The organism is Pseudomonas sp. LBUM1669, from assembly GCF_059695705.1.
In genome coordinates this window covers 3,931,722-3,956,739 of sequence record NZ_CP166784.1, presented here as the reverse complement: position 1 = coordinate 3,956,739, position 25,018 = coordinate 3,931,722, and the positions used below count along the sequence as shown (strand labels likewise).

General features: G+C 55.0%; 23 protein-coding genes and 1 pseudogene. 18 read left to right on the top strand and 6 right to left on the bottom strand.

The features are described from left to right. Positions 1-141 precede the first annotated feature (141 nt). The 5 genes from rimA (at position 142) to ACA051_RS18455 (ending at position 3,374) form a co-directional block, all read left to right on the top strand. Positions 142-921, top strand: coding sequence for a S6 modification regulatory phosphodiesterase RimA (gene rimA / locus ACA051_RS18475; RefSeq protein WP_497303769.1), 780 nt, complete (start codon positions 142-144; stop codon positions 919-921). Positions 922-1,309: 388 nt separating this feature from the next. Continuing rightward, entirely contained in the window at positions 1,310-1,669 is a 360-nt protein-coding gene (locus tag ACA051_RS18470) for a hypothetical protein (RefSeq protein WP_497371315.1), read from the top strand. A gap of 2 nt (positions 1,670-1,671) precedes the next feature. After that, complete coding sequence (locus tag ACA051_RS18465) at positions 1,672-2,961, top strand: sensor domain-containing diguanylate cyclase (RefSeq protein ID WP_497371313.1); 1,290 nt, start codon at positions 1,672-1,674, stop codon at positions 2,959-2,961. 64 nt (positions 2,962-3,025) lie between these two features. Then, positions 3,026-3,187, top strand: a complete 162-nt coding sequence (locus ACA051_RS18460; RefSeq protein ID WP_497371311.1) for an ATP-binding cassette domain-containing protein — start codon at positions 3,026-3,028, stop codon at positions 3,185-3,187. Next, complete coding sequence (locus tag ACA051_RS18455) at positions 3,153-3,374, top strand: hypothetical protein (protein ID WP_497310689.1); 222 nt, start codon at positions 3,153-3,155, stop codon at positions 3,372-3,374. Before ACA051_RS18460 ends, ACA051_RS18455 begins: the two co-directional genes overlap by 35 nt. A 595-nt stretch (positions 3,375-3,969) precedes the next feature. Here the strand turns inward: ACA051_RS18455 and ACA051_RS18450 are convergent. Next, positions 3,970-4,224: a response regulator gene (locus ACA051_RS18450; RefSeq protein ID WP_497371309.1), complete on the bottom strand. Its 255-nt coding sequence runs from the start codon at positions 4,222-4,224 to the stop codon at positions 3,970-3,972. 653 nt (positions 4,225-4,877) lie between these two features. Between ACA051_RS18450 and ACA051_RS18445 the strand changes: the two genes are divergently transcribed. Next, the gene (locus ACA051_RS18445) at positions 4,878-5,000 is read left to right on the top strand and encodes a hypothetical protein (protein ID WP_497371307.1); all 123 of its coding nucleotides are present in this window, start codon (positions 4,878-4,880) and stop codon (positions 4,998-5,000) included. Between the two features lie 229 nt (positions 5,001-5,229). Here ACA051_RS18445 and ACA051_RS18440 read toward each other — a convergent pair whose 3' ends face one another. Together ACA051_RS18440 and ACA051_RS18435 are read right to left on the bottom strand one after the other, a co-directional pair. After that, entirely contained in the window at positions 5,230-5,955 is a 726-nt protein-coding gene (locus ACA051_RS18440; protein ID WP_497303762.1) for a Crp/Fnr family transcriptional regulator, read from the bottom strand. Between the two features lie 75 nt (positions 5,956-6,030). Beyond that, a pseudogene (locus ACA051_RS18435) lies at positions 6,031-8,259 on the bottom strand (glycoside hydrolase family 94 protein); the annotation flags it as partial. Here ACA051_RS18435 and ACA051_RS18430 point away from each other — a divergent pair. Then, a complete protein-coding gene (locus ACA051_RS18430; RefSeq protein WP_497371305.1) occupies positions 8,209-8,655 on the top strand; it encodes a phage baseplate assembly protein V in 447 nt (148 codons plus the stop codon). The pseudogene ACA051_RS18435 and the gene ACA051_RS18430 sit on opposite strands and share 51 nt — an antisense overlap. A gap of 340 nt (positions 8,656-8,995) precedes the next feature. On the opposite strand, the gene ACA051_RS18425 is transcribed toward ACA051_RS18430, so the two are convergent. Then, entirely contained in the window at positions 8,996-9,613 is a 618-nt protein-coding gene (locus ACA051_RS18425; protein WP_497371303.1) for a DUF6338 family protein, read from the bottom strand. 88 nt (positions 9,614-9,701) lie between these two features. Between ACA051_RS18425 and ACA051_RS18420 the strand changes: the two genes are divergently transcribed. From ACA051_RS18420 to ACA051_RS18390, 7 genes are all read left to right on the top strand, one after another. Beyond that, positions 9,702-10,079, top strand: a complete 378-nt coding sequence (locus ACA051_RS18420; protein WP_497371301.1) for a GPW/gp25 family protein — start codon at positions 9,702-9,704, stop codon at positions 10,077-10,079. Beyond that, positions 10,063-11,184 carry a baseplate assembly protein gene (locus ACA051_RS18415; protein WP_497371299.1) on the top strand — a complete coding sequence of 374 codons (1,122 nt, stop codon included), beginning with the start codon at positions 10,063-10,065 and terminating at the stop codon, positions 11,182-11,184. The genes ACA051_RS18420 and ACA051_RS18415 overlap by 17 nt, the downstream gene beginning before the upstream one ends. Then, entirely contained in the window at positions 11,177-11,758 is a 582-nt protein-coding gene (locus ACA051_RS18410; RefSeq protein ID WP_497371297.1) for a phage tail protein, read from the top strand. Before ACA051_RS18415 ends, ACA051_RS18410 begins: the two co-directional genes overlap by 8 nt. After that, positions 11,758-12,696: a gp53-like domain-containing protein gene (locus ACA051_RS18405; protein ID WP_497371295.1), complete on the top strand. Its 939-nt coding sequence runs from the start codon at positions 11,758-11,760 to the stop codon at positions 12,694-12,696. The genes ACA051_RS18410 and ACA051_RS18405 overlap by 1 nt, the downstream gene beginning before the upstream one ends. Before the next feature lie 8 nt (positions 12,697-12,704). Continuing rightward, entirely contained in the window at positions 12,705-13,136 is a 432-nt protein-coding gene (locus tag ACA051_RS18400) for a phage tail assembly chaperone (protein ID WP_129442746.1), read from the top strand. Positions 13,137-13,298: 162 nt separating this feature from the next. Next, positions 13,299-13,493, top strand: coding sequence for a Com family DNA-binding transcriptional regulator (locus tag ACA051_RS18395; protein WP_165353270.1), 195 nt, complete (start codon positions 13,299-13,301; stop codon positions 13,491-13,493). Beyond that, positions 13,463-14,257, top strand: a complete 795-nt coding sequence (locus ACA051_RS18390) for a DNA adenine methylase (RefSeq protein WP_497371292.1) — start codon at positions 13,463-13,465, stop codon at positions 14,255-14,257. The genes ACA051_RS18395 and ACA051_RS18390 overlap by 31 nt, the downstream gene beginning before the upstream one ends. A 76-nt stretch (positions 14,258-14,333) precedes the next feature. Here the strand turns inward: ACA051_RS18390 and ACA051_RS18385 are convergent, their stop codons facing one another. Further along, positions 14,334-18,044 (bottom strand): glycosyltransferase family protein, encoded by a 3,711-nt coding sequence (locus ACA051_RS18385; RefSeq protein ID WP_497371290.1) that lies wholly within the window; start codon positions 18,042-18,044, stop codon positions 14,334-14,336. A gap of 746 nt (positions 18,045-18,790) precedes the next feature. On the opposite strand from ACA051_RS18385, the gene ACA051_RS18380 reads away from it, so the two are divergent. Next, a complete protein-coding gene (locus tag ACA051_RS18380; RefSeq protein ID WP_497371288.1) occupies positions 18,791-19,123 on the top strand; it encodes a hypothetical protein in 333 nt (110 codons plus the stop codon). Positions 19,124-19,435: 312 nt separating this feature from the next. Here ACA051_RS18380 and ACA051_RS18375 read toward each other — a convergent pair whose 3' ends face one another. Continuing rightward, positions 19,436-20,347, bottom strand: a complete 912-nt coding sequence (locus ACA051_RS18375; protein ID WP_497303754.1) for a LysR family transcriptional regulator — start codon at positions 20,345-20,347, stop codon at positions 19,436-19,438. A 107-nt stretch (positions 20,348-20,454) separates the two neighbouring features. Here ACA051_RS18375 and ACA051_RS18370 point away from each other — a divergent pair, with 107 nt between their 5' ends. From ACA051_RS18370 to ACA051_RS18360, 3 genes are all read left to right on the top strand, one after another. Further along, complete coding sequence (locus tag ACA051_RS18370; protein WP_497303752.1) at positions 20,455-22,194, top strand: amidohydrolase; 1,740 nt, start codon at positions 20,455-20,457, stop codon at positions 22,192-22,194. Between the two features lie 87 nt (positions 22,195-22,281). Next, the gene (locus tag ACA051_RS18365) at positions 22,282-23,022 is read left to right on the top strand and encodes a TorF family putative porin (protein ID WP_497303750.1); all 741 of its coding nucleotides are present in this window, start codon (positions 22,282-22,284) and stop codon (positions 23,020-23,022) included. A 57-nt stretch (positions 23,023-23,079) separates the two neighbouring features. Beyond that, entirely contained in the window at positions 23,080-24,648 is a 1,569-nt protein-coding gene (locus tag ACA051_RS18360) for a long-chain-fatty-acid--CoA ligase (RefSeq protein WP_497371286.1), read from the top strand. Positions 24,649-25,018: the final 370 nt, after the last annotated feature.

The window sequence follows — 25,018 nt, the reverse complement described above, 5'->3', positions numbered from 1 at the left end:
TATAAGAATAAACTGCTACAATCAAAACGCCCACCCCAGTCATTAAAGTCCTTCCAAAGTTGATTTGTTGTTTATTCAGATGCTCAGGCATTAATTGGAATGGCTATCATATAAATAGTAATTGATTTTTTGGAGTGCGACGTGACAGTTTTTCCAAGCTCATTGACTTCGTCCAATGGTTGCCAAGGTTGCAAAAACACTCTTGAGCTGGATATAGATTTTACATTCGCTTTTCAACCAATTGTGGACGTGCGTGATCAATCAATTTTTGCACATGAGGCGCTGGTGAGAGGCATTAATGGTGACGGGGCGCTGTCAGTGCTGGAAAAAGTAACCGATCAGAACCGTTATCGATTCGATCAGCTCTGCCGCGTGCGTGCTATTTCCACTGCTGCGCAACTTGGAATGACTCAACACCTATCAATTAACTTTCTACCCAACGCCGTTTACCGTCCAGAGTTGTGCATTAGAAGCACGTTGGAAGCCGCCCGAGTTCATAACTTTCCGCTAGATCGGTTGATTTTCGAAACAGTCGAAAGCGAATGCGTTGATAATAATCACCACCTGACCAACATTCTGCGTGAATACCGGGAATTCGGCTTCAAAACAGCAATTGATGACTTTGGGGCAGGATATTCAGGGTTGACACTGTTGGCAGACTTTCAACCGGATCTTATAAAACTTGATATAGCGCTAGTGCGTAATATCCATCGTGATCGCTCCCGTCAGGCTATCGTTCGTGGTGTTGTCATAATATGTGCAGAGCTGGGTATTAAAATCATTGCAGAAGGAGTCGAACACGCCGAGGAACGGGATTTTCTTACCGACTGCGGAGTTTATCTGATGCAGGGGTTTTGGTTCGCCAAGCCTGCGTTTGAAGCAATGGCTCTGGTCGCACCCAACGCGTGGAATAAAGCATAGATTGCCTTAAATGCGCCATGGCCAAGGCGCTAATGATAAAGCTCTTGCCCTGCATCTGAGTATCAATATCAAAATATCCTCCGTAAGGGATCGATAGCTATCCAGGGTGACAGATCAGGGGGCTGCTAAAATACAGTTAGAGGACGGCGCAATAAAAAAATGAGTAGCTATGCTTGGTTTGATACTAGACTCTTTTCGCAACGTTCCGAAGGTAGGCGCTTGAGATGCGAGACATTGGAACAGGGGATAAGGTTAAATTGGCAGGTAGCCATCCGCTCTTCATATTGAATGCTGAAAGGGTAGAGAACTTATTGCTATATGGTAGGGTGAATACAGCCCGACTGGGGTGTTTAAAAATTAATATTGTACTTTGCGAGTGAGTAGGGAAATGAATCTTACGTTCGAAGAAGCATCGATACAAGCATTGTTGGGCGCGCTAGATCAGCTGGATACTCTCGACTTCGGAATAATTGGCTTTAATGACGCTTCAGAAGTGGTAATCTACAATATTTTTGAAGCTAAAAGTGCAGCCTTGCGACAGGCACGTGTTTTAGGTAAGAATTTATTTTTGGAAATTGCTCCCTGCATGAATAACGCCATGGTCGCCCACAGATTTGAGAATGAACCTGAGTTAGACGTGATCATTTCTTACGTTCTGGCGCTTAGAATGCGGCCAATCCCCGTCAGATTAAGACTACTTAAAAAAATTGATAGTAATACCCGCTTCCTACTGGTTGAATGGGCATAAAAATGAGTAGCATTGAGCAGGACAATGACTCAATCGAGTCAGAGTACGAAGCATTACTTTCATTCATGTATCTATCGCCAGTAGGACTGGTAAGAACCGACCCCCGCGGAAAAATTGATATGCTTAACCCCATGGCAACACAATTGTTGATGCCATTGGTTAAGTCTATCGGCCTTGAAAATCTGTTTGAAACACTTTCTTCCGTGGCACCTGAATTACGTAACCTTGTAACGAGTTTTAGAGAATCTTGCGGGTCAATATGTGTAAATCATAGAGTTCACGTGTCGTCCGCAGCCGACGGAGGTATTGTTCTCGCATGTACAATTGTAAAGGTCAACGACGAGGTTCTGATAACTGTTCTGACTGATGTCTCTTGCCAAGTTGCAACTGAAAGGAGACTAAGGCAGACAGACTCATGGCTGGACGCCATCTATACGATTGTTAACGATTTCGCAGTCCTCGGTTTGACTAAACAGGGAATAATTAATAGCTGGAGCCCTTCGGCAGAGCGTTTAACTGGTTACACGGAATCCGAGGCTATTGGTGAGACGTTGCGCCGGTTCTGTAATTTATCCGCCTTGGAAGTTGATGTTTTGGATGAGCATCTCACATTCGCACGTGAAGAAGGTTGGCATTCACGAGACTATCTTTGCCAACACAAATCAGGACAGAATTTTTTTGCTCAAACAATGATTGCCGTTCTGCGTGAAGAAGATGACGAGTTTTCTGGCTATACCGTTGTGTTTCGAGATATCACCGAGCGAAAGGTGTCGAGTGATAATCTGGCCAATTTGCTCACTAAAGACCACCTCACAGGCGCAGTTAATCGCGCTCACTTTTTTAACTTGGCAGAGAAAGAGTTTGCTCGGGCAAATCGATACGAGCACTCAATATCGATAATCATGCTAGATGCCGATCACTTCAAGCATGTTAATGATAGCTGGGGGCATCCCATTGGCGACGAAGTTCTTAAGTCTATAGTGAAAATTGCTGAGGGAGTTCTTCGTCCCGGAGATACTATAGCTAGGTTTGGGGGCGAAGAGTTTGTCGTTATGTTGCCTAAGATCAACAGCCTCGAAGCGTCAGTTATTGCGGAGCGACTCAGGAGCAGCATTGAGGCATCTAGTGTCGATGCTGGTGGTGAGGAAATAAAAATCACAGTCAGTATTGGGTGTGCCTCGATGAATGAATCGCGATCCACTCTCAAACAGTTGTTAATCTCCGCAGACAGTGCGCTCTATCACGCAAAATCCAAGGGTAGGAACTGTATAGTTGATATTGATGACTTCTAATTGACGGTACCTCGTCGGTTAACAGGAGATAGGTCGCAAAGCCATTACTGAAGATATCGAGGATATGTATCAGCTATTCCCGGAGCTGAAGGAAAGACGCAAGCAGCAAACGGGCACCATGTCCGGCGGCGAGCAGCAAATTGTGTCCATTGCCCGGGCGATTATGTCCCGTCCGGAGTTGTTTATTTTGGATGATCCGCCAATGGACTTTCACCGAAAATGTTGAGGTTTTGCTGGATACCCTTCGAGAGATCCGCTCGCGTAAAACGCCAATCCTGCTAGTCGAACAGAAAATAGTGGAAGCCATCCAGATGGCGACCCGGGTGTATGCGATTTGCGTCGGGGAGATCGTTTCCGTGTTGGCGGGGAAAAGCGTGACCGAAGAATCTTTGAAAGGCATCTATCTAAGCTAGTTCAGGAGTTTCGAAAGGCACGGATCTCTTTACGCTTCACCGGGCTTTGAGTTTTCTCCTGTCCAAGTAGGGGCGGGCCGCTCATCAGGAGGCCCCGTTGCCTTACTGGCCACCTTCAATCCAAGCCGCAAGTTCGAGCTGTTTGTCGATGTAAGTCTTTCATGTATGAATCTAATTTTGGTAATTTGAATGGCTGCTTCTGGCCGCAAGCGGAGTGAGATCGAGCTAGCACAAACGATCAGATTCCACGAAAAATCTGTTGAAAAAGCACTTACCCCCATCCCGCCGACGGGCTTTGTGTCCGTTTTTTATGCAAATCCAGATGTTGTGCAAAAGATCCTGTAGCCCAGGCGGGCCATGGGACTCCGCTGGCGATCGGTCGTTTCATTTTTGTGCAAAGTTTGGCAACGAAATGCGGCGTGATTGCACGGCGCTCTATGAGTAGTCAGCGTGGATAGGAGCGCTAGAGCCGGGGTTTAGAGGGGCGCGCCTTGGAAACGTCCATGGCCCAAGGCTTCTGTAGATAGATTGTTGAACAAGGCACCGTAGCGGGTTCAAGCTCAAGGCTAGATGTCAGAATCGCAGAGGTCGACGGTCATCTGGCCTTTACCATCTCGATGAACTCCCCACCTTGAAGTCGGCCTGGCGACCCTTGGTCCACGATCACCAGCGGACAACCACCGTGCGTCTGCAGTAGAAAAATAAAAGCAGCATCAGCCGTTCCGAAGTCCAAGGACTGAAGGCCGATTTCTGCCAAGATTTCCACCGTCAACATGTGCAGGGTTGGGTCGTCATCAACAAAAATTACCCACCCCGTAAGCGATGGTAGATTGCATCTTTTAACTTCCACGCTCGTTCCTTAATTAGCTCAATTCCACCACAAGGCAGAGAAGTTCAATGTAGGCGCCTGCTTGCTAATCCGCGAAAGTGACAGTGCCATTTTCAGCTGGTCGAGCTCCCAGAATGAAAAAGGCCTTAAAGCGTTAGATATATAAATAGGTACGCTACCATGCTTTTTCCTCGCCCTCGACTATACTAGTCTTCGCCATTAGGAGGACTTACATGAAGTGTTTGATATGCAACGCTGAGGCGCCCTCGCAACTTAGGCCTGGGCTCTGGATTGAAACTCGCTGCGTGGCCGGGTGTGGTCATTTTCGGATATCAGCCGAATTAATGGGCAGGCTGTTCTCATCGAAATCTGGTTTTGATATCTCGCGCACTCGAGCCTGGCTTGAACAGGCTCGCGTGAACTACTCGGTGCCGCAAATATCTGGTTATGACTACAGTGTTTCATTACTTGGAAACAGCTAGCGTTAAATCTCTTCTTTGAACTCTGATGCTGCGCCAGATAGAAGCGTGCAATCTCAAGCGGCTGAGGTGATGGATGCTGTCACGGGCTTGCGTAACTTATCCAGTCGAGACCATTCGTCGAGGCTTTCACGATAGAAGCGCCAGAGATCGAACAAGCCGTAAATTGCAGATGCACTTGAGCGCTGGAATGTTATGCGTTTCGCAAACATCCACCACCTTGTTGCAGCCTTTCGCTTGCATCGCATGCCAGAGCTTGAGATGAGCGTCGACGGAGAGGGCCGTGCCGAAGAGCTGCCGCGCGCGCATATCTACTAAAGCGGGGGGGGGGGGGGGCGCCGGAAAGGTGGTCTGTCGCTGCCTGCGACATCTTGGTGGCGCGGAGTTGGGGGACTTCGCATAAAGCTATACGGGTCATCGATCAATTGTGGCCCACTGTTCGCGTTGCATCCGTCCCTGGAGCGCTTACTCGCCCTAGTCTTATGCGAGGTTAGCGGGAGCAATATCCGCTCGCTGACAGGTTTAAGGGACAGCAGGTATTGCCGCATCACTCGTCCTGACGACGGGTGTAATGCAACAGCCGATCGGTTTCGGTCTTGACCACCAGGTAGCACTCGCAGCTGAGCCGTTCAAGGCGCGCTCTGTCCAGAACCGTGATTTGGCCCCGGCTGTACTCGATGACGCCTTGACGCTGCAGTTTTCCCGCCGCTTCCGTGACGCCTTCGCGGCGCACGCCCAGCATGTTGGCGATTAGCTCCTGGGTCATGTTTAGGCGATTGCCGTGCAGGCGATCCAGCGACAACAGCAGCCATCGACACAATTGCTGATCGATCGAATGGTGGCGATTGCACAAGGCGGTCTGTGACATCTGCGTGATCAGCGCCTGGGTGTAACGCAGCATCAGCAGGAGCAGATCGCCATGACGGTTGAACTCTTTCTTGAGTTTTTGCCCCGGCAGGCGAAATGCACCACCGGCACTTTGCACCACAGCCCGACTGGAGGTGCTTTCGCCGCCCATGAACAGTGCAATGCCGATCAAACCCTCGTTACCGACCACGGCGATTTCTGCTGACGAGCCGTTTTCCGTGACATGCAGCAGGGAAACGATGGCGTCGGTCGGGAAGTAAACGTGCCGCAAGGTGTCCCCCGGTTCATACAGCACATCTCCCAGCGCCAGACTGACCTGCTCCAGGTGAGGAACAAGGCGCTGAAGGTCGACGGCCGGTAGCGCCGCCAGTAAATGATTGGGGCTTGGATCGGGGGAGGCATGCATGACAGAGCATCCGTGGCGGAACAGGGCGTGCCCGCTCAGGGTACTCCCATGCATGCCATGGCTGGTGATCAATGTCTATTCATCGGCGGCATGCTCGAATTCCAGCGCTTGGGGCCTAGGTGACCGCGCGCGACAATCTACCCGGACCCAATGCTCCAGTCCGCCGTCATCCAGTGGCAGCGCAGCGTCATTCAATGGCTGGCCGTCGAGGGTCATCGAGGTGAAGGTCGAACTGCCCTGACGCACATCAAAGTGGTAGAGGGTTTTGCCGAAGCGGTAGTGCAAGACAAAGCCCGGCCAGTCGACGGGTATCAGTGGTTCGATCCTGAGCGTGCGGCCACTGCGTTGTACGCCCAACAACGACTCGACAATCAGCCGGTACATCCAGCCCGCAGAACCGGTGTACCAAGTCCAGCCCCCTCGGCCGGCATGGGGCGCGGCGCCGTAGACATCCGCGGCCATGACATAGGGCTCAACTTTATAGGTGTCGATTTGAGCGTTGTTGGAAGGCGCGGCGGGATTGATCAGATTCAGCAGTTCCCATGCTTTGCTGGCTTCACCCAACTGCGCAAACGCCATACCCGCCCAAACGGCAGCATGCGTGTACTGACCTCCGTTCTCGCGCACGCCAGGCACGTAGCCCTTGATATAGCCGGGGTCCAGGGTGCCCTTGTCAAACGGTGGATCCAGCAGCAGCACGGCGCGGATGTCACGTTTGATCAGATGCTCATCCAATGCCTGCATGGCCTTGATCTGGCGGACGGCAGAGCCGGCCCCCGACAACACTGACCAGCTTTGAGCAATGGAATCGATACGACATTCTTCATTGCTCGCCGAGCCGAGCATTTGTCCGTCGTCGAACCAGGCGCGGCGATACCAGGCGCCGTCCCAGGCCGTTTGATCGAGGTTGCGTTGCAGTGTCACCGCGCTGTCGCTGCAGCGTTTGGCAAATGCGTGATCACCGTGCTGGCGAGCGGTCACCGCAAATTGCTCCAGCACCTGATAGCTGAAGAAGCCCAGCCAGACACTTTCACCTGCACCCAGGTGGCCGACGCGATTCATGCCGTCGTTCCAGTCCCCGGAGCCCATCAGCGGCAACCCGTGATGACCGCGGCGCAGGCTGTGTTCGATGGCGCGCACGCAGTGTTGATAGAGGGACTCTCGCAGGGGCGATTCACCGGGGAGGTCATAGTAGGACTCTTCTCCAGCCGCCAGTAAGCGTCCTTCCAGGTACCCGACGGGCTCTTCCAGTACACCCACATCGGCGGTCATTTCGACATAGCGGTTGGTGGCGGCCACCAGCCACAAAAAATCGTCGGAGCAGGCGGTGCGGACCCCTCGATTCATCGGCGGGTGCCACCAGTGTTGCACGTCGCCTTCCGCATACTGATGGCCGGCGCACAGCAACAGGTGCGCGCGCACGGCTGCCGGATCGGCATGGATCATCGCCATGCTGTCCTGCAACTGATCGCGAAAACCGATGGCGCCACCTGACTGGTAGTAGCCGCTTCGGGCCTGGAAACGGCACGCGATGACCTGATACATCAACCAGCCGTTGACCATGACGTCGACCGCAGGCACGCCCGTTTCAATACGAATCGCCCCGAGCAATGAGCGCCAGTGTTCCCGTACTTTATGCAATTCCTCGGCGGCCACCAGGCTGCCTCGATAACGCTGCACCAGCTGGGTGGCGGCGTTACTGGAAGACGCCGCCCCTAGACGCAGGATGACTTCCCGGGTATCGCCCTCGCCGAGTTCGATCGACACTTGCAGGGCGGCACAAGGGTCCAGACCGCCGCCCATGCGCCCGGACAGACCGGCGTGCTGCATCGCTGCCGGTGAGGCGAGGGTGCCACTGCGGCCAATGAATTCAGTACGGTCACCGCTGACACCGTGATCGATCGTGTCGGTGTCGAAGAACGCCACCCGCTCGGAAAACTCCACCGAGTAGGCGTTGCGGGCGAAGAAGGCCCCGCTGGCGGGATCCGATTGGGTGACCACATGCATCGCCGATTTGCTGCGCAGATCGCCCAGCACCCATTCCACATACCCTGTGACCGACAATGACCGGCGGCGTCCCGAGCGGTTGCTCAACACTAGCCGCGAGAATTTGATCGGCGCATCCAGCGCCACGTAGATCCATAGTTCGCTGTAAATGCCGTCTTCTTCATGTTCGAACACGCTGTAACCGAAACCGTGACGGGTCTGGTACGGGCCTTGTCCGGGGCAGGGTTGAGGCGCTGCAGACCAGAAGTGTCCGGTCTCTTCATCACGCAGGTAAATGGCTTCGCCGCTGCGATCGGTGAACTGAACGAGCAGGTCGCGGTGCTACTCGATGCCGATGGCGTGGGTGGCGTGTACCTGGGCGGGATCTACTCATCGGCCGAACCGCCGCCAGTTGTCGATGAAGACACGGACTATGTGCGCTTCAGCGATGGGACGGTCTCGACGTACGACCGAGCAGCTGGGTTGATGACACTGGATTGTGTGGGGGCACTGCGGTTGAAATGTGGTCGGAACATCACCGTTGAGGCGGGTGAACCTGTCGTGGTGAAGGCTCCGTCAGCAACGTTGAACGTACCGGAGGTCTCCTTGAATGGAAACCTGAAGATGAAAGGTAATTTGCTGGTCGACGGCAATGTCGAAGCCACTGGAACCGTCATGGACAGTGGCGGGAACTCGAACCATCACAGCCATTAAAAACGGCCCCGATTGGGGCCATTTGTTAGGGTTTCTTAGGCGGTGGCGAAACAGGTTTGCTCTCGCTTGTAGGTTTCGGAGAGTAACCATCTCGGAACTCCTGCTTTGGACCTTGACCACTGGCCCTTCCTTTATTCTGATTATCCGTCATGATTTTTCTCTTCCTTCCTTTCTGTCTGGGTTCAATCAAAAAACCGCTAGCGGAGTGATTGCTTACGGGTTTTTGGGTGGCGGAGCCGGTGCCCTTTCGCTGGTTGGCGGCGGTGCATAGCCATCTTTTGTTGGATGAGAGTCGCCCTTGCTTGGTTGGTAACCATACTTCTCGGAACCACCACTTTTATTACTCGACATTGTCATTTTCCTGTGAGGCTTTGAGGTGAAACAGCTCAAGTGTAGCGATTTCTTTTGCAAGGATGATTATGCCTGCTGAATCATTTCTTGCCCTTTCAAATCCACCGCCCTCATTCAACACCCAAGCTTCCTGAAGGTAAATTTGCTCCTGCGCTGGACTACTTGAGGCAAAGGATTTCGAGTCGTAAAGTCCGGCGACCTGGCGGCCATCAGTCAATGTAGCAATCACCCAGTAGGGGACTCGTTGGTTGAAGACAAAATCCCATGGTTTGCCTGTCGGATGTGCAATTGAACGCTGCAGAAGCTGTGTTTTTCTTAACCATAAGAACGCCCAAGCCCACGCTATGGGGGCAAGCAGCAGTACTACGACATAAAAAAGGACATATAGCGTTGGGTAGCTTGACCGGAGGTTGATGTGTTCAACCGCGTAAATGGGGCCGATTAGTAAGGCGTAATTGACAGAGCTGTACGCAACGGCGTCGATCAATTGCTGCGATGTGTCTTTGAATTGAGTCGGTTGGAGCAGTGCATACGTCTTTAAACTGATAAAGCCGGGCACCACAAAAGCGATGAATAAAAAGAGCTGTTTTACTTCCCAAATGTTCATACGAATTCCTAAGGTGCGTTTTGCTGATGTTGCCCGTCTTTAAACTCGATTAAAAGCTAGCTCTTACTAGTCATCTCATCATTGGCGCATGACGACGCCCATTCCCTATACCAGCATCACCGCCGCCCACTGGCAGCCTGCCCTCGGAACATCCGGCGAGGTGGTCGAGGGCTTGCGCGACATAGACCAAGCCATCCGCATCATCCTGACCACACCCAAAGGCAGTGACGCCCAACGTCCAGAGTTTGGCAGCGACATCAATCTGTACATCGACTGGCCCGTCAACCGTGTGACCCCGCACCTGGTGCGTGAAGCAGTCGACGCTATCCGTCGTTGGGAAACCCGAGTTTCAGTCGTCCAGGTACTGGTGCTCATTGAGGACTCACGCGTCATCTTGCGCGTGCAGTGGCGGGTTGCGGATGGTGTCGTCCAGATGACAGAGGTGCCCTATGCGCGAGCTGCCTAAGCCAATATTCATCCAGATAGATCCGGCTGCAACTGAGGCGGATCTGATCGCAAGGTACGAGGCGAAGGCGAACAAAACACTTTATCCAGCCCAAGTTGAGCGGCTGTATATCGACCAAATCGCCTACGCCGTGACCCGTCTGCAGATGGGTATTCAGAATGCGGGTGAGCAACTGCTGGTTCGGTTTGCGAAAGGACCAATCCTTGACTACCTCGGTGAGTTGGTCGCCACACCTAGACTGTTGGCGGTGCCTGCGCGTTGTGCGCTTCGATTCAGCATGCCAGCGGCAGTGCAGCAGCCCTTACTCATTCGGGCCGGAACTCGCGTCAGTACCCAGGACGCCAAGCTCGCCTTTCTCACTGACCAAGACGTCATCATCCCGGCTGGCCAGGCCCAGATCAGCGTGACGGCAACCTGTCTGACCGCTGGTGAGCTTGGCAATGGCTGGGCTGTGGGCCAAATCAGCAGTATTGGTAATCCGCCTGCATCTGGACTGACTGCGACAAACACCATTGTCACGGCGGATGGTGCCGAGGACGAAGAAGACGACCGCTATCGCGAGCGGATCATCCTGGCACCCGAAGCCTTCAGCAATGCCGGTAGCCGTGGAGCTTATCGTTATCACGCCCTGGCTGTGCATCAGTCGATCATTGATGTTGCCGTCCATGGACCGGACGAAGGGCAACCGGATGGTCATGTTGCTTTGTTCCCTCTGACCGAAACGGGCTTGCCCTCGGCGGACCTGCTGCAACGGGTCAAAGACCAGGTCAGTGGCGAAAAGCTGCGCCCTTTGTGCGATACGGTTCACGCCTATTCACCAACCGAAGTTACCTACGAGATCAAGGCTCGCATCACCTTCTACAACACGGCAGATCGAACTGAGGCCATGAAGGCAGCCAAAGCTGCGGCTGAAGTTTATGCCGTTGAACGACGTGCAGGGCTCGGTCGCGATATTGTCCAGGAACAACTGACCGCGCTGCTGCAGGTGAATGGCGTCTATCGGGCTGATCTGGAGTTCCCGAGCGCCCTGCGTGAATTGATCGGTAATGAGTGGGCTAACTGCACCTCGATCCAGCTGGTAGATGCAGGTGTGGCGTATGGCTGACCAGCAGCTACCACCAGCCTTGGCGAGTGACGAACGTTTTGCTCTGCTTTGCAAGATGCTCAATGAGACGCTGGACAGCCTCGATATTGACGCAATGTTGGTTTACCTGGTCGACCTGGTGAAACCCCAGTTGCTACCAACCTTGGCAGAGCAGTTCTCTCTCCTCGATGAGGCCGCCTGGATGCTGGCCGAGTCGGAGGACGCTAAACGCAGCCTGATCAAGAACTCTGCTCAGCTGCATCGCTACAAAGGCACGCCCTGGGCAATCCGCGAAGTCATACGTCTGCTCGGCTTCGGCGAGGTGACGCTTCAGGAAGGCTTGGGGAACCAGGTGCGTGATGGTTCCATCACCAGGGATGGAAGCCATGTCCACGGAGATCCTTCTGCATGGCCGCTTTATAGGGTCTTCCTTGAGCGAGCCATCACCAATGACCAAGCTGCGCTTTTGCGCCGCCTTCTTCTTTCCGTCGCTCCAGCTCGCTGCCGGCTGGTGTCGCTCGACTATCAGTCGGTCGCTATCAGGCATAACGGCTTCGCTCGCCGCGACGGCCAATACAACCATGGGAGCAGCTAATGGCCGATCTACCTGAAATAGCCGAATGGACAACGGGCATTTACCAGCTTGAAACATCCGACCCCGTATTGGGCGGCCCGGAAGGTATCGACAACCTACAAGGCAAACAGCTGGCCAACCGAACCGCTTACCTCAAACAGCATATAGGCGCTCTGGAGTCTGGCGATACGGCCTCGGGCAAGGCCAGTGTTCTGGCGACTGCCCGCACGATTTCGTTGACCGGTGATGGGACTTGGTCGGTTTCTTTTGATGGCAGCGGTAATGTGTCCGCAGGGTTCACCCTATCCAATATCGGCGTCGTTGCGGGTACCTACGGCAAAGTCACTGTCAACGCCAAGGGATTGGTTACGGCTGGGTCCAGTCTCGCGGCAGGTGACATACCCGTGTTGGACTGGTCGAAAATCACCACTGGACGGCCAACCACTCTTGACGGCTATGGGATTGGTCTGCCGTCCCAGCTGCAGGCAGAAACCGGAACTGATAACACCTTGCCCATGACTCCGTTGCGTGTTTTTCAAGCCATCGCAAAGGTCATCACCCAGGCTACAGAGGGAGCGTTTGGATGGTTAAAGATTGCTACGCAGAGCCAGGTTGTCGCGGGTACCGATGATACTGCCGCCGTTACCTCAAAAAAGCTCAGAGCAGGATTCGTTCTCTATTGGTCAGCTCCGACGGGTGCGGGGTACATCGCCCTTCCAACCTGGTTAGGGGGATACATCATTCAAACTGGCCAAGTGAACTCGGCAGTAGATGACGTCATTACCATTCTTCCAACCGCCTTCCCCAACACCTTCATGCAGGTGATGGTCTGTAACGGATACACGGCAGGGTCGGGATCCATTGGGTATCTGGCAGCTTCAGCTAGGGATGCGTCCTCAATAGTGTCAAGAGGATCAAGCGCATCACTTGGGGCTCGATACATTGCAATCGGAAAATGAGGTTCTAAATGAAGATTTATTGGAGTTCTGAAACGGGTGGTTTCTATGACTCAAGAATCAACAGCGCTTTGCCCGCTGGATCGATAGAAATTACTAGCGAGTATCGCGAATTGCTCATTAAAGGCATGCAGGAAAAGCGTGTGGTGGTAGCAACCGCTGACGGTTATCCGGTTCTACAAGCCCCTCCACCCCCAACTGCTGAACAAGTCGCGATGGTCGAGCGCGCATGGCGAGATGAAGCGTTGGATGGCATTAAATGGCTCCGAGATCGTCATCGTGACGAGCAGGACATGGGCTTGCCCACGACTCTTGGAGTAACCCAATTCTCTGAGCTTCTAAGCTATATGCAAGCACTACGTAGCTGGCCGCAATCGCCTGAGTTTCCCAACGTAGAGGGCCGACCTGTGCCCCAGCAATGGATTGTCGACCAAGCGTCCTAGCGACCTGTGAGAAGCGATTAGCTCTAGAAAGAGGGCGGTCAGCTCAAGTGTTCGAGCACTTGAGCTGACCGCCAACCAGCAGACGAATCCTGCAAGCCAGCCAAGGCCCTCTGCTCACGCGCGAGCGGCAGGGAGCCTACCAGAAGCGCAAAAGGTTTGCAGATGATGCAAGAAATACGTTGTGGGCACTGCGGTCGGAAGTTGGCCGCAGTGCATGGTTTTATTGAATTACAAATCAAGTGTCCGCGTTGTCGAACACTCAATCACCTGAAGGCCGAGAGCCTCCTGACACCGCCGTTGAGCGCACCAAGCCATCAGGAGGCACCATGTACGCACAACCGATCATCCCTTGGATAGGCGGCAAACGCCGCCTCGCCGACCGGATTTTCCCACTGTTTCCAGCTCATAGCTGCTACGTCGAACCGTTTGCCGGAGGTGCTGCGCTGTTCTTCCTCCGGCCAGTGCCGGCCGAGGTGGAGGTGCTCAATGACGTCAACGGTGACCTGATCAATCTTTACCGTGTCGTTCAGAACCACCTGGAGGAGTTCGTCAGGCAGTTTAAATGGGCTTTATCGAGCCGCCAGGTGTTCAAGTGGCTGCAGATGACCCGACCGGAGACACTCACCGATATACAGCGGGCAGCTAGGTTCTATTACCTGCAGCAGTCGGCCTTCGGTGCCCATGTAAACGGCCAAAGCTACGGCACCGCCACGACCACACCACCAGGCCTCAACTTGCTGCGACTGGAAGAAACCCTATCAGCTGCTCACCTTCGGTTGAGCAGCACCTATATAGAACACCTGAGCTGGTACGAGGTGATGAAGAAGTACGACCGCGAACACACGCTGTTCTATTGCGACCCGCCGTACTGGCAGACCGAGGGCTACGGTGTACCGTTCGAATTTGATCAGTACGAGTTGATGGCCAAGCTCCTGGGCGAGATCAAAGGCAAGGCCATCATCAGCCTCAACGATCACCCAGATATTCGCAGAGTCTTTGCCGGCTATCACATGGACACAACCGACATTAAGTACACCGTTGGCGGTGGGAAAGGGAGCGAGGCGAAGGAGGTACTGATATTCAGCTGGGACATTCAGGCCGAACCGGCCGGCCTGTTTTGAAATTCTATTGCAAAGGGTGCAAATGAACCTGAAGCTATTTATCTCGCATCAGGGCGCGTATTTTTCGCGCCCGGCATCATTCTGTCCAGTCGATGCATTGACGGGTAAACGCTTCTCGCCAGTAGAGGCTTTCCTCGTCGGTGTCCGCTTGCTTGTCCGTGACCATGATGCGAACCGTGTGCAGCAGGTCTGCCAGCGCTTCAGGGGTCGCAGCTTGCGAGACCGGTTCAAGGCCTTTTCTCAGTTGCAGGGCGAATTCATCCGACCCCGAGGCGCGTTGGGAATCTGCAAGGATATCCAGGGTATCGCGCAGGCCCTTGATCACGGCAGGGCCGAACATCGGGGCGTCTGCAAGCTGCGCAATGCCGGTGCTCAAGGTCAGCAGCAGGCCCGCCAGGTTACCGCTGTCGACGGTGGAGACGTAATGCGGACGCAGCGGCTGGAGGGTCTGTGTGTCGTACCAGTTATAGAAGTGCTGCCGATAACGCTCCAGCCCGTCCATGCTGTCCAGCGACGCCGCAAGCCGGGACAGCAGCCGTTCGGTGCTCAAGTAACCGAAATCGTGAGCGGCCAGGTGGGCGAGCAGTGACATGCCCATATTGGTCGGCGAGGTGCGATGGGCAATGGCAGGCCTGGGTTCTTCCTGCACGTTGTCCGGTGGCAGCCAGTGATCCTGAGGCCCGACGTATTGATCGAAGAACGCCCAGGTTTTGCGCGCCAACAACCGCAAGAAGCGCAAGTCGTCCGTCGACGGTGCGAACACCGACTGCTTGGGTGCCGAACTGAGCCACCAAGCGATCCAGGGGCCCACTAACCACGACAGCAGCAGCGGACTGGCGATGGCCAGCGTCTGCGGATCCTTCACCAGCAGGGCCAGTGAGATCAGGGCCGACACCGGCGCGATCCACATCTGGCGATAAAGGCCGGACAGTCGGTTTTCGGTGGTGCGCTCCACCTCGCGCGAAGGCTGCCATTGCAACAGCCGGCGTCTGCTGAAGCCGATTCGCCAGAGCGAGCGCAGGATGGCGTCGGCGCTGTAGAACATCTCGAAGGGCAGCCAGGCGAGCGTCAGACCAGCCCGGGCGAGGTCTTGTGCCAGATCATCCAGCAGCGCCCTGAGGTATTGTCCATAGGGCACATTTGCGGGGGGCTGCATCAGATCGGTCACCGCTCGCAGCAACGGTTGAATCACCATCAACCCGATGACTGTCAGGGTCCAGTTCATTGGCTGACTGCTGGCAAACCAGCCCCATGCGAACATCAGCAATAGCGCCAGCGGTTCCAAGCTGCGTCGCAGATTGTCCAGAATCTTCCAGCGTGCCATGACGCTCAGCCTATTGCGTACCCACTTGCCGTCGGCGTTACGCGCCCAGGGCAATGTCCACGGCAGCAGTTGCCAGTCGCCGCGAACCCAGCGATGCCGTCGTTTGACATCGGCACCGTAGCGCGAGGGGTATTGCTCGTAGACTTGCACGTCGCTGAGCAGGCCGGATCGTGCATAACACCCTTCGATCAGGTCGTGGCTGAGGATCTGGTTATCCGGCAAGCAACCTTCCAGGGCGCAGGTGAACGCGTCCACGTCGTAGATGCCCTTGCCGATGAAGGAACCTTGCTGGAACAGGTCCTGGTAAACGTCCGATACCGTCCGGGTGTAGGGATCGACGCCGGCATCACTGCCAAACAGCCGGGCGTAGATCGAGCGCGTGGCGCTGGTCAGGCTGATGCCCACTCGCGGCTGCAACACCGCGTAGCCGGAAATGATCTGCTCGCCGTCACTGTCGAACAACGGACGATTCAACGGGTGCATCATGGCCGCCACGCATTGGCGAGCGACATCGCGCGGCAGCAGGGTGTCGGTGTCCAGCGTGATCACGTAACGCACCCCGCGCAATGGCGTGATGTCGCCGACGATGGCGTTGAAGCGTTCCTCTCCACGGCCACGCAAAAGGGCGTTGAGTTCAATCAGCTTGCCGCGTTTGCGCTCGTGGCCCATCCACACGCGTTCGCTCGCGTTCCAGCGACGCGGCCGATGCAGCAGAAAGAATCGGTCGCTGAGTCCGTCCGCGTATTTTCGGTTGAGCAGGGTGATTGCATGGGAGGCCTGTGTGAGCAGCTCGGCGTCTTGCGGTTGAGACTCTTCAGGCGCATCCAGAAAATCGCTGAGCAACGCGAAATACAGGTTGCTGTCGCGGTTGGCGAGAAACCGCACTTCAAGACCTTCCGCCAGTTCGTCCACATCGGCCAGGCTGGCGATCAGCGTCGGAATCACCACCAGGCTTCGCGCGCCATCGGGAATACCGTTGGCAAAATCCATTTTCGGCAGCGTCGTCGGCAACAGACTGAACGTCACCAACCAATTGATCAGGCTGATCGCTAGTCGGCTGGTCATGATCAGGCAAGGAATCGCCATCAGCAGAAGCGCCACATCGGGCATCCCGTCGCGCTGCGCGGAGGATAGTAAAGGCCAGGCGAAGATGAGCGTCAGAACAGCCACCGGCGCCAGATAAAACATCAGCGGTGACTGCTGCAACAACCGTTTCCAGCGCTCATGAAGCGGCACCCTGGCATTGAGTCGTCGCTCCAGCGTCGGCAGCCCTGCGCTGATCAGGTAATACCCGACATGGCGGGCCAGCAGTTCGCAGGGGACTGAAGCGGCTCCTGCTGCGGCGAGATTGATCGCGGCGCGGGCGACCTGGATTTCCGAGTGCTGGGGGCTTCTGCGGGCAAGGCGTTCTATGACATGCCGATAGCTGTCGCGGGTGCTGAAATCCATCGCCCGGTAAATTTCTGCCGGATCCTCATTGAGAATCTGCTCGACATGACTCATCGACTCGACGAACGAGCGCCAGTCCGTAGCGGACAGGAGGCGCAAGCTGCCGATGCTGTTGCCAATCGACACCTGATCCGCTGCCTGTTGTTGCGCATCGAGCTGTACCTGGCGTTCGATGCTGGAGCCGGTCTCACCGAGCATTTGCTCGATCCAGTTCAGCGCCAGGGCCAGCGCCGCGCTCTGGCCCTGCAGGCGGCGGGTGAATTCGGCGACAAAGGCGGCGCTCATCGGCGGAGCGGAGCGGGCCATGTCGGCAACCGTCAGTACCACGCTTTTAATGTCTCGTTCTGAGGTTTCGATCAGGTGTTCGGCCCAGTCATCGGCCAGATTGCGCTCGTCGGCGTTGGCCATAACCCTCGAGGCCACACGCCGCAGGTTTTCGATCAACGCCAGACGCAGCATGATCGGTATCGCCCACAGTTCGCCCAGCGCAAGCGGCATCACGGTCTGATAGGAAAAAATGAAGCGGCTCAGGCTTTCCTCATCGACTCGACCGTCGCCGTGGGAGATGGTCTCCAGCGCGATGTCATAGACGCGAGGCAGCCCCGCCGACGGGCCGTTGATCAGGCGTGGCAACTCACGGCTATAGCCTTTGGGCAGGTGCGTTCTGGCGGTGCGAATGTTTTCATCGATCAGATAGTAATTGTCCAGCAGCCATTCCGCTGCCGGCGTCACTCGCCGGCTGGAAATTTGCGCGTTGGCCAGCGCCGTGCTGCTGCGTTTGAGCAACTCCTCGTTGTCATCGAGCCTGAGCAGCATCGAGTCTCGTGCGGACAGCGTGGTCAGGCGATGCTGCCCGGCCAAGGCGATGCCGTGACTGGCCATCTGATCGGCGCTGAAAAGCTCCGAGCGCAATATGGGCTCGTATTTGAATCGAGGTGGAGGAAACAGACGGGTTCGCCAAAAACCGGACGAACGAGAAAATACCTTCTGTAGGCGTGTCCATATGCTGTTCATAAGGTCCTGAGCCTGAAACGCATCATACAATTGCGTGCATTTTTATAGGTGCGCCAACGCATTGCGCCAGTACCGAGCAGCGCTTGGTGGACGTAACTTCTCAACTTGAGTGTGGAGACTTGGAGGGCTGTTCGTCTGTTCGCTGGCGAACATAGCCAGCGCTCCTTGGATGCGGTCCACATTCCAGGCGGCATCGCTCGGACGCGGGGCGTGATTTATCCACTCTCTCCGCGTTTTGTCGGCCCCGCATTGGAGGCTAGTCAACCGCAGGGCGCATTTTTGGCTTTGCCGGCCTGATACGGCTATCAGCGCAGACGAGTAATTCATCCGTAACGGTGTTCGATAGAGATGAACTACCTCCTGCATCCGCACTCAACCGCCCGCCGGACAACTGTTCTTCGATGGCGGTGACGCCCGCCTATGGCAAAAACATGGCATCTATCGACAGCTTTAGAATTGGATCACCCAAGCATTTATTGGAACTGGACGCTACGACAGTGGGAATGTTGACGCTAGTATCATTTAAATGTGTGTCAGGATCCGATGGGAGATTGCGACCAAAAGACGGCATGTTTCCCCCGACAGCTGCCCGCCATGATAGGCAGCAGATGGACTGACGCTGACGCTCGCCGGTATCTGCGGGCCCTCTACCACTTCAGGTCTGACCCCAGCGACGCTTTACTACAGAGTCCGGCCATCCTGATAGAATCGATCAGGTTATAGATAACTCTCTTCTGAGAAATGGTATGAATACAAAATTGATGGAAGATGAGATGCGCCGGGCGCTATTCGGTGATTCTGAGCCCTCTGCTCCGGCAATTAACTCAGACGTGCAGGACACAGTCCCGGATGTTGTGATTGTGCAACCGGTGAAGGCAGCGAAGAAAAAGACAGTCTCAAAAGGCTTCACACCTAGGTTGAGAGTTACGCTCCGTGTGGGAAATGAATTTGAAGGCGAGATGCACGAGATGGTACATGAGGCCGATACGCTGAGTTCCCTAGTTGCAGAACAAGAAGCTACTAAGACGGCCAGAAAAAAATTCAAGTTTGTGGAAGTGGTCTCGGTCAAGTCGATGTAGTGGGTACTCTCAGTTAGCTCGCTTGCCTGGCATTGAACCGCATTCGGTTACCGCGGGTCACCCAATAGGTTCGTGTCGATTGAAGTCTCAACCATAAGGGGGAGGAGTCGATCCCAGATTGGCTTTAATACCATCACTCCATCCTGACTCTCAATGTTTAACTGGTCGCCAGCCCCAAGCCCCAAAGCTGAGGGTGGCGACAGGCAGAAATCGACCCATAACAGCCGGTCATTTAGGGGGGGGGCTATCCACTGATGTCCGGCATAAAAATCCTTCTCCATAAGCACGTTTGTTCAGTGCCGCGCTGCCCCTTTAATGCAGCGCCTCTTCTTCTAGGTAGTTACCAAGACATTCAACAAAAGCCAGGAGTTTGCGTGTGTGGCGTCTGTGTGCCGGATAGATCACATGGACTGTAGAACCGAATTGCTCCGGGTCCGGGTCTGTATCGGGGAGCAGTTGCACAAGTTCGCCACGCCGCAGATAGGGAGCTGCACTCCACTGTGGACAAAATTGCAATCCCTGCCCATCCAGCAGCGCATTAAACAGAAGATCATAGTTATCGCTAGATAGGCGTGGCACAGGCTGCAATATTCGCCGGCGCTCGCCTTCATGGGTCAACCACCAGTAATGCGGGTTCAGTGCAGGGTGTCGATAGATCAACCAGTCATGTTGATCGAACGTTTGCGGTAGGACTTCTAGAGGCTTGCGCTCTAGATAGCGTGGGCTAGCGCAAAGTCGGATACGGTTGACGGTCAGTGGTCGGGCAATCAGATCCGGCCCCACAGGTCCGTCACGCACAGCAAGATCGTAGCTGCCCTCAAGCAGGTCCACGAACTCTTCGGTGAGAATTACCTCCAGACGCATCTGTGGGTATCTATCAAGAAAGCGACAGCACACCGCATTCAGAAACGCTGGAGCGTAGGACGGTGGCGCCGCCACGCGCAAGGTGCCACACATCTCCTGCTGGAGTTGGGCAAGATCTTCCCGAGCTTGCTGTAGCTGAATCAGAACCTGTCGAGCGCTTGCCAAATAGATCTGTCCGGCCTCGGTTAGGGCAATTCGGCGGGTAGAGCGCTCAAAAAGACGTGTGCCCAATTCCGTCTCAAGGTGGGTTACCGCCCGGGTCAGAGCCGACGTGGTTTTGCCCAGGTAGGAGGCCGCGCGCGTAAAACTGCCTTGATCTGCCGTGGCCACGAACATAGTGATAGCGCCGAGCTGGTCCATTCGCTTTTACCTTTCTGGAAAGTATGTTGTTCGGGAGGTAGGTATTCTTAACATCGCCTCCTTTGGATAGTCTCCCGAGCACTCTAATAAAAAAAGGTGTTCAGGCGATGAAGAAGTTTCTTGGGACGACACTGGCAATTGCTGTCGCTTTTGCATCAATGGAAAGCATGGCGGCTGTCGACTTGCTCTTTTACAACGCCAAGGTGTTCACGGCCGAGCCGGGTCAGCCGCTGCAACAAGCGGTCGCGGTCGCCGATGGCCGTATCCTCAAGGTCGGGAGTGATGTCGAGATTCTTTCGCTCAAAGATGCCATGACCCAAGTGGTGGATTTGAAGGGTAAGGTCGTCATGCCAGGCTTCATAGACAGCCACAGCCATGCCATTTTTGGCGGCATGAAACTCAAGGCAGCCGACCTTGAAGGACAAATGCTGCCCTTCGACGAACTGGAACAGCGCTTGCGCGCCTGGCGAGATAATGGCAAGGCAAAACACGGCGATATGCTCAGTATCAATGGTTTCCCCTCCACCTACTGGAGTGAAGTCGCTCAATTTGAGAAACACTTCAATCACGGTGAATGGGCTGAAACCCCTATTGCGTTTATCGGCTGGGATTATCACACCGGCTGGGCCAACAAGGCGATGCTCAAGCGCGCCGGTATCGATGCCGAACGGGTCAAGTCGCTGAAAGGCGAAGCCGTGGCGACCATCGGCCATCATGAGGACGGCACCCCCAATGGCTTCGTGGCAGATGCGGGTTTGGCGGCAGTGATGTCTCAACTGCCGTCACCGACCTTTGATCAGTTGATGTCAGCCGGACGTGCCGCGCGTGATCTGAACCACAGCCTTGGGATCACCGCGCTGATGGACCCCGCGGCCAATGCCATGCCAGCCGATGGGCTGTTCGACTTCAAGCCCACAGCACAGACGTTGGGGGTTTTGCCTATCTACAAAGCGTTATCGGAAAAAGGTGAGCTTCAATTGCGGGTAGCCGCGCTGATGGTTGCCAATCCGAAAAGCGCGCCTGCGGATCTGGACGTTCTGGATCAGGTCAGGAAGCAGTTCCTTGGCGTCGAAAATCTCAGCCTGCCGGGCATCAAGATCTTTGCCGATGGCGTTGCTGAGTTTCCTGCACAAACCGCATCGTTGCTCACCCCCTACAAGAATTCAAAGAAAGGCGGGGAGTTGTTGATCGATTCGGCTCATTTCGGTGAGCTGGTCAGCGCCGCGGATGCCCGTGGCTGGCTGGTGCATGTCCATGCGATCGGCGACCGGGCGGTACGCGAAGCGCTCAATGGGATCGAGCAGGCACGGCGTGACAGGCAGAGTGGCGTGACGCATTCGATCACCCATTTGCAGATGGTCAATCCCAAGGAGTTCGCCCGTTTCAAGCCCTTGAATGTCATTGCTTCCATGCAGCTGTACTGGGCCTCAGCGGATGAGACGAGCATCGATTTGCTCAAACCCTACATCAGCGCCATGCAGTTCCAGTTCATGTACCCGGCGCGCTCATTGCTGAAAAACGGTGCGACCATTGCCGGTGCGAGCGACTGGCCGGTCAGCACGCCGAATCCGTGGAAAGCCATCGGCCAGGCGATCAGCCGCAAAGGCCCAAAAGGCATTCTTAATAAAGAAGAGGACATTGATCGGGAAACGATGTTCTACGCCTACACCCGCAACGCCGCTCGGGCGATTGGCCTGGAGAAAGAGATTGGCTCTCTCACCGCGGGCAAACAGGCTGACCTGATCATCCTCGACCGCGATGTGTTCAGCGTGCCCGATGAGCAATTGGCTGACACGCAAGTGCTCAAGACCTACTTTTCCGGGCGCGAAGTCTACAGCCACCCGTAACCGCCCAACGTATGCCTGACCTGTGCCCTTCGGGGCACGGGAAGAACGAAGTCTTGCCTGCCAATAATAATAAACAGGATTCGACCTATGCATCGCCTTGCCCTTACGACCGTTGTCTGCTGCACGCTTATGCCTTTTGCTGCCTGGGCTGTGCCGCTGACTGACGACCTGCAACTGGAGCTCAAGCCGCAGGTGGTCAGCGATTACCGCAGCCGCGGATTGTCCATGACACTCGGAGACCCCGCTGCGCAGTTGGAGGCCACCTTGATACACAGCAGCGGTGCCTATGCGGGCGTATGGACTTCAAACGTCGACTTTGGGATGAACCTGAAAACGCGGCTGGAACAAGATTACTACGCAGGCTTTTTCATTCCATTCAATGACGATGTCAGCCTTGATGTGGGGTATCTCAAGTACACCTATGCCAAGGAAGCACAGTTCAACATGAGTGAGGTCTACGCCATTCTCAAAGCCTATGGCTTCAAGTTCGGCAGTTATTACTCCAACGATTTGAAGAGCTACGTAGGGAAGGACCAGGACACGCTCTACACCTACTTGGGGTACAGCCATGAAATTGTCGATCAGGTCGGTCTGGAGGTGCGCTACGGTCGTTTCGACTTCAAGGATGATGTGTTTTTGTCAAACAGTGGCAAGGCTCGGGGTGATTATCACGAATGGGAAGCCAAGCTGACTCGCAGCGCTTTTGGCGTCGACTGGGGGGTGAGTTACGTCGACACGGACCTTTCCAAGAGCGAGTGCGCGAGTTACTACGGTTACACCGATGTGTGCTCGGCGACTGTAGTGGTCAGTGCCAGCAAGACGTTCTGATCAAACCATCAGTTAAGAAATTTGCAACTCTTTAAAAAAACAAGGCAGGAGATTTCGATGTACTTGACCCAAGGGTTGCATCGCCATATGCAACAGCGTCCCCAAACACCAGCTATTCGTTACCAAGGTCGTAGTCTGAGCTTTGCCCAGTTGGGCGAACGAGTCGCCCGTCTGGCCGGCGCACTAAAAGGCCTGGGCGTGACCCGCGGCGAGCGGGTGGCGATGCTTTCGCTAAATTCGCAGCGTTACATCGAATACTATCTGGCGGTCCCTTGGGCAGATGCAGTGCTCAACCCGGTGAACATCCGTTGGAGCGCTGCGGAGATCGTCTATTCATTGGACGATTCTGAAACCTGTGTACTGATCGTCGACGATAGTTTCCTGGATCTGGCAGGAAAAATCAGCGCTGCTGCGAAAACCCTGCGCCTGATGATTTATGCCGGCGACGGCGAAACACCGCCGGGCATGCTCAACTACGAAATGCTGATCACCCAGTATGAGCCGGTCGAAGATGCCCTTCGTGGTGGCGATTCTCTGCTGGGCGTCTTTTATACCGGTGGAACCACAGGCTTCCCCAAAGGGGTAATGCTCAGTCATAACAATCTCGTTTTATCAGCCCTGGCCACTTTCAACCAGACCGGGATCAGACCTCAGACTATCTTCTTGCATGCCATGCCGATGTTCCATATAGCCGATCTGTCGGCAATGGTCTCACTGTTTATTAGCGGCGGTACGCATGTGGTGTTATCGACCTTCAAACCGCAGGAGGTACTTGAATGCATCGGCCTGGAAAGGATCAGCAATACCATGCTGGCGCCGACCATGCTGCAGATGCTCCTCGATTGGCGCGAAGTCAATCCCGCTGCGGCCAAACTTGATCTGAGCGCGCTAAGGAAAATCACTTATGGCGCTTCGGCAATCTCCCCGGCGCTGCTCGACCAAGCCCGCCAGTCCTTTTCGGCAGCCGACTTCATCCAGGGCTACGGCATGACCGAACTGTCTCCCTTCGCATGCATCCTCAATGCCGAGTATCACTGCGAGGAGCATCAGCGCAGCGGCAAGATGTACTCGGCGGGGGTGCCGGTCAACTGCGTTGAAATCCGTATCGTTGATGCCGAAGATCGGGAGGTGCCGCGTGGCACCGTGGGGGAGATCGTCGCACGCGGGCCGAATGTCATGCTCGGTTACTGGAACAACGTGCAAGCCACTGCCGAAGCGCTGCGAAACGGCTGGATGCACACTGGCGATGGCGGCTACATGGACGAAGATGGCTTCGTCTATATCTGCGACCGGCTGAAGGACATGATTGTGAGCGGCGGGGAGAACATCTATACCGCCGAGGTCGAAAACGCCATCGTCAGACTTCCGGCCGTTACCCAAGTTGCAGTAATAGGCATCCCCAGCGACAAGTGGGGCGAGACGGTTCACGCAATGATCGTTTGCAAACCTGGAGCACGCATCTCCGAGCAGGAGGTTATCGCCCACTGCCGTGAATGTATCGCCGGTTACAAGGTTCCGCGTAGTGTCGAGTTCCGGGAATCGTTGCCATTGTCCAGTGTCGGGAAAGTGTTGAAAACCGAACTGCGCAAGCCGTTCTGGGAGAACCGCGCTCGTCAAATTGCCTAGAACGCCGGTGCGCAATGCAGCAATTGGCTACTTGAACCGCGATAAATCGCATCGGCAGTAACACTGACGAAGTGCTGATTCAGAAGACTGGTTCGACTTGGCATTGTCTGCACCCTGGATACGGTGCCGATCATCAGGCGACACGCAGCCATAGCTAGCGAAGGCTCTCCTATGGCTTTTTCGCTTGGCTGCAATTGCAGTGGGAAAAGTGCTTTAGGTCGTGAAAAATTTTGGTATTTGACGTGCAACAACGACAGCATCCCTGGAAGGCATCAGTTACTTCGGGGCACGCCCTGAACCTGGTATCCGAAAATAGTCAGGCAGAATTGTTATTGTCGACAGACTGCTTTTGGTTTATCGGGGATCTGTG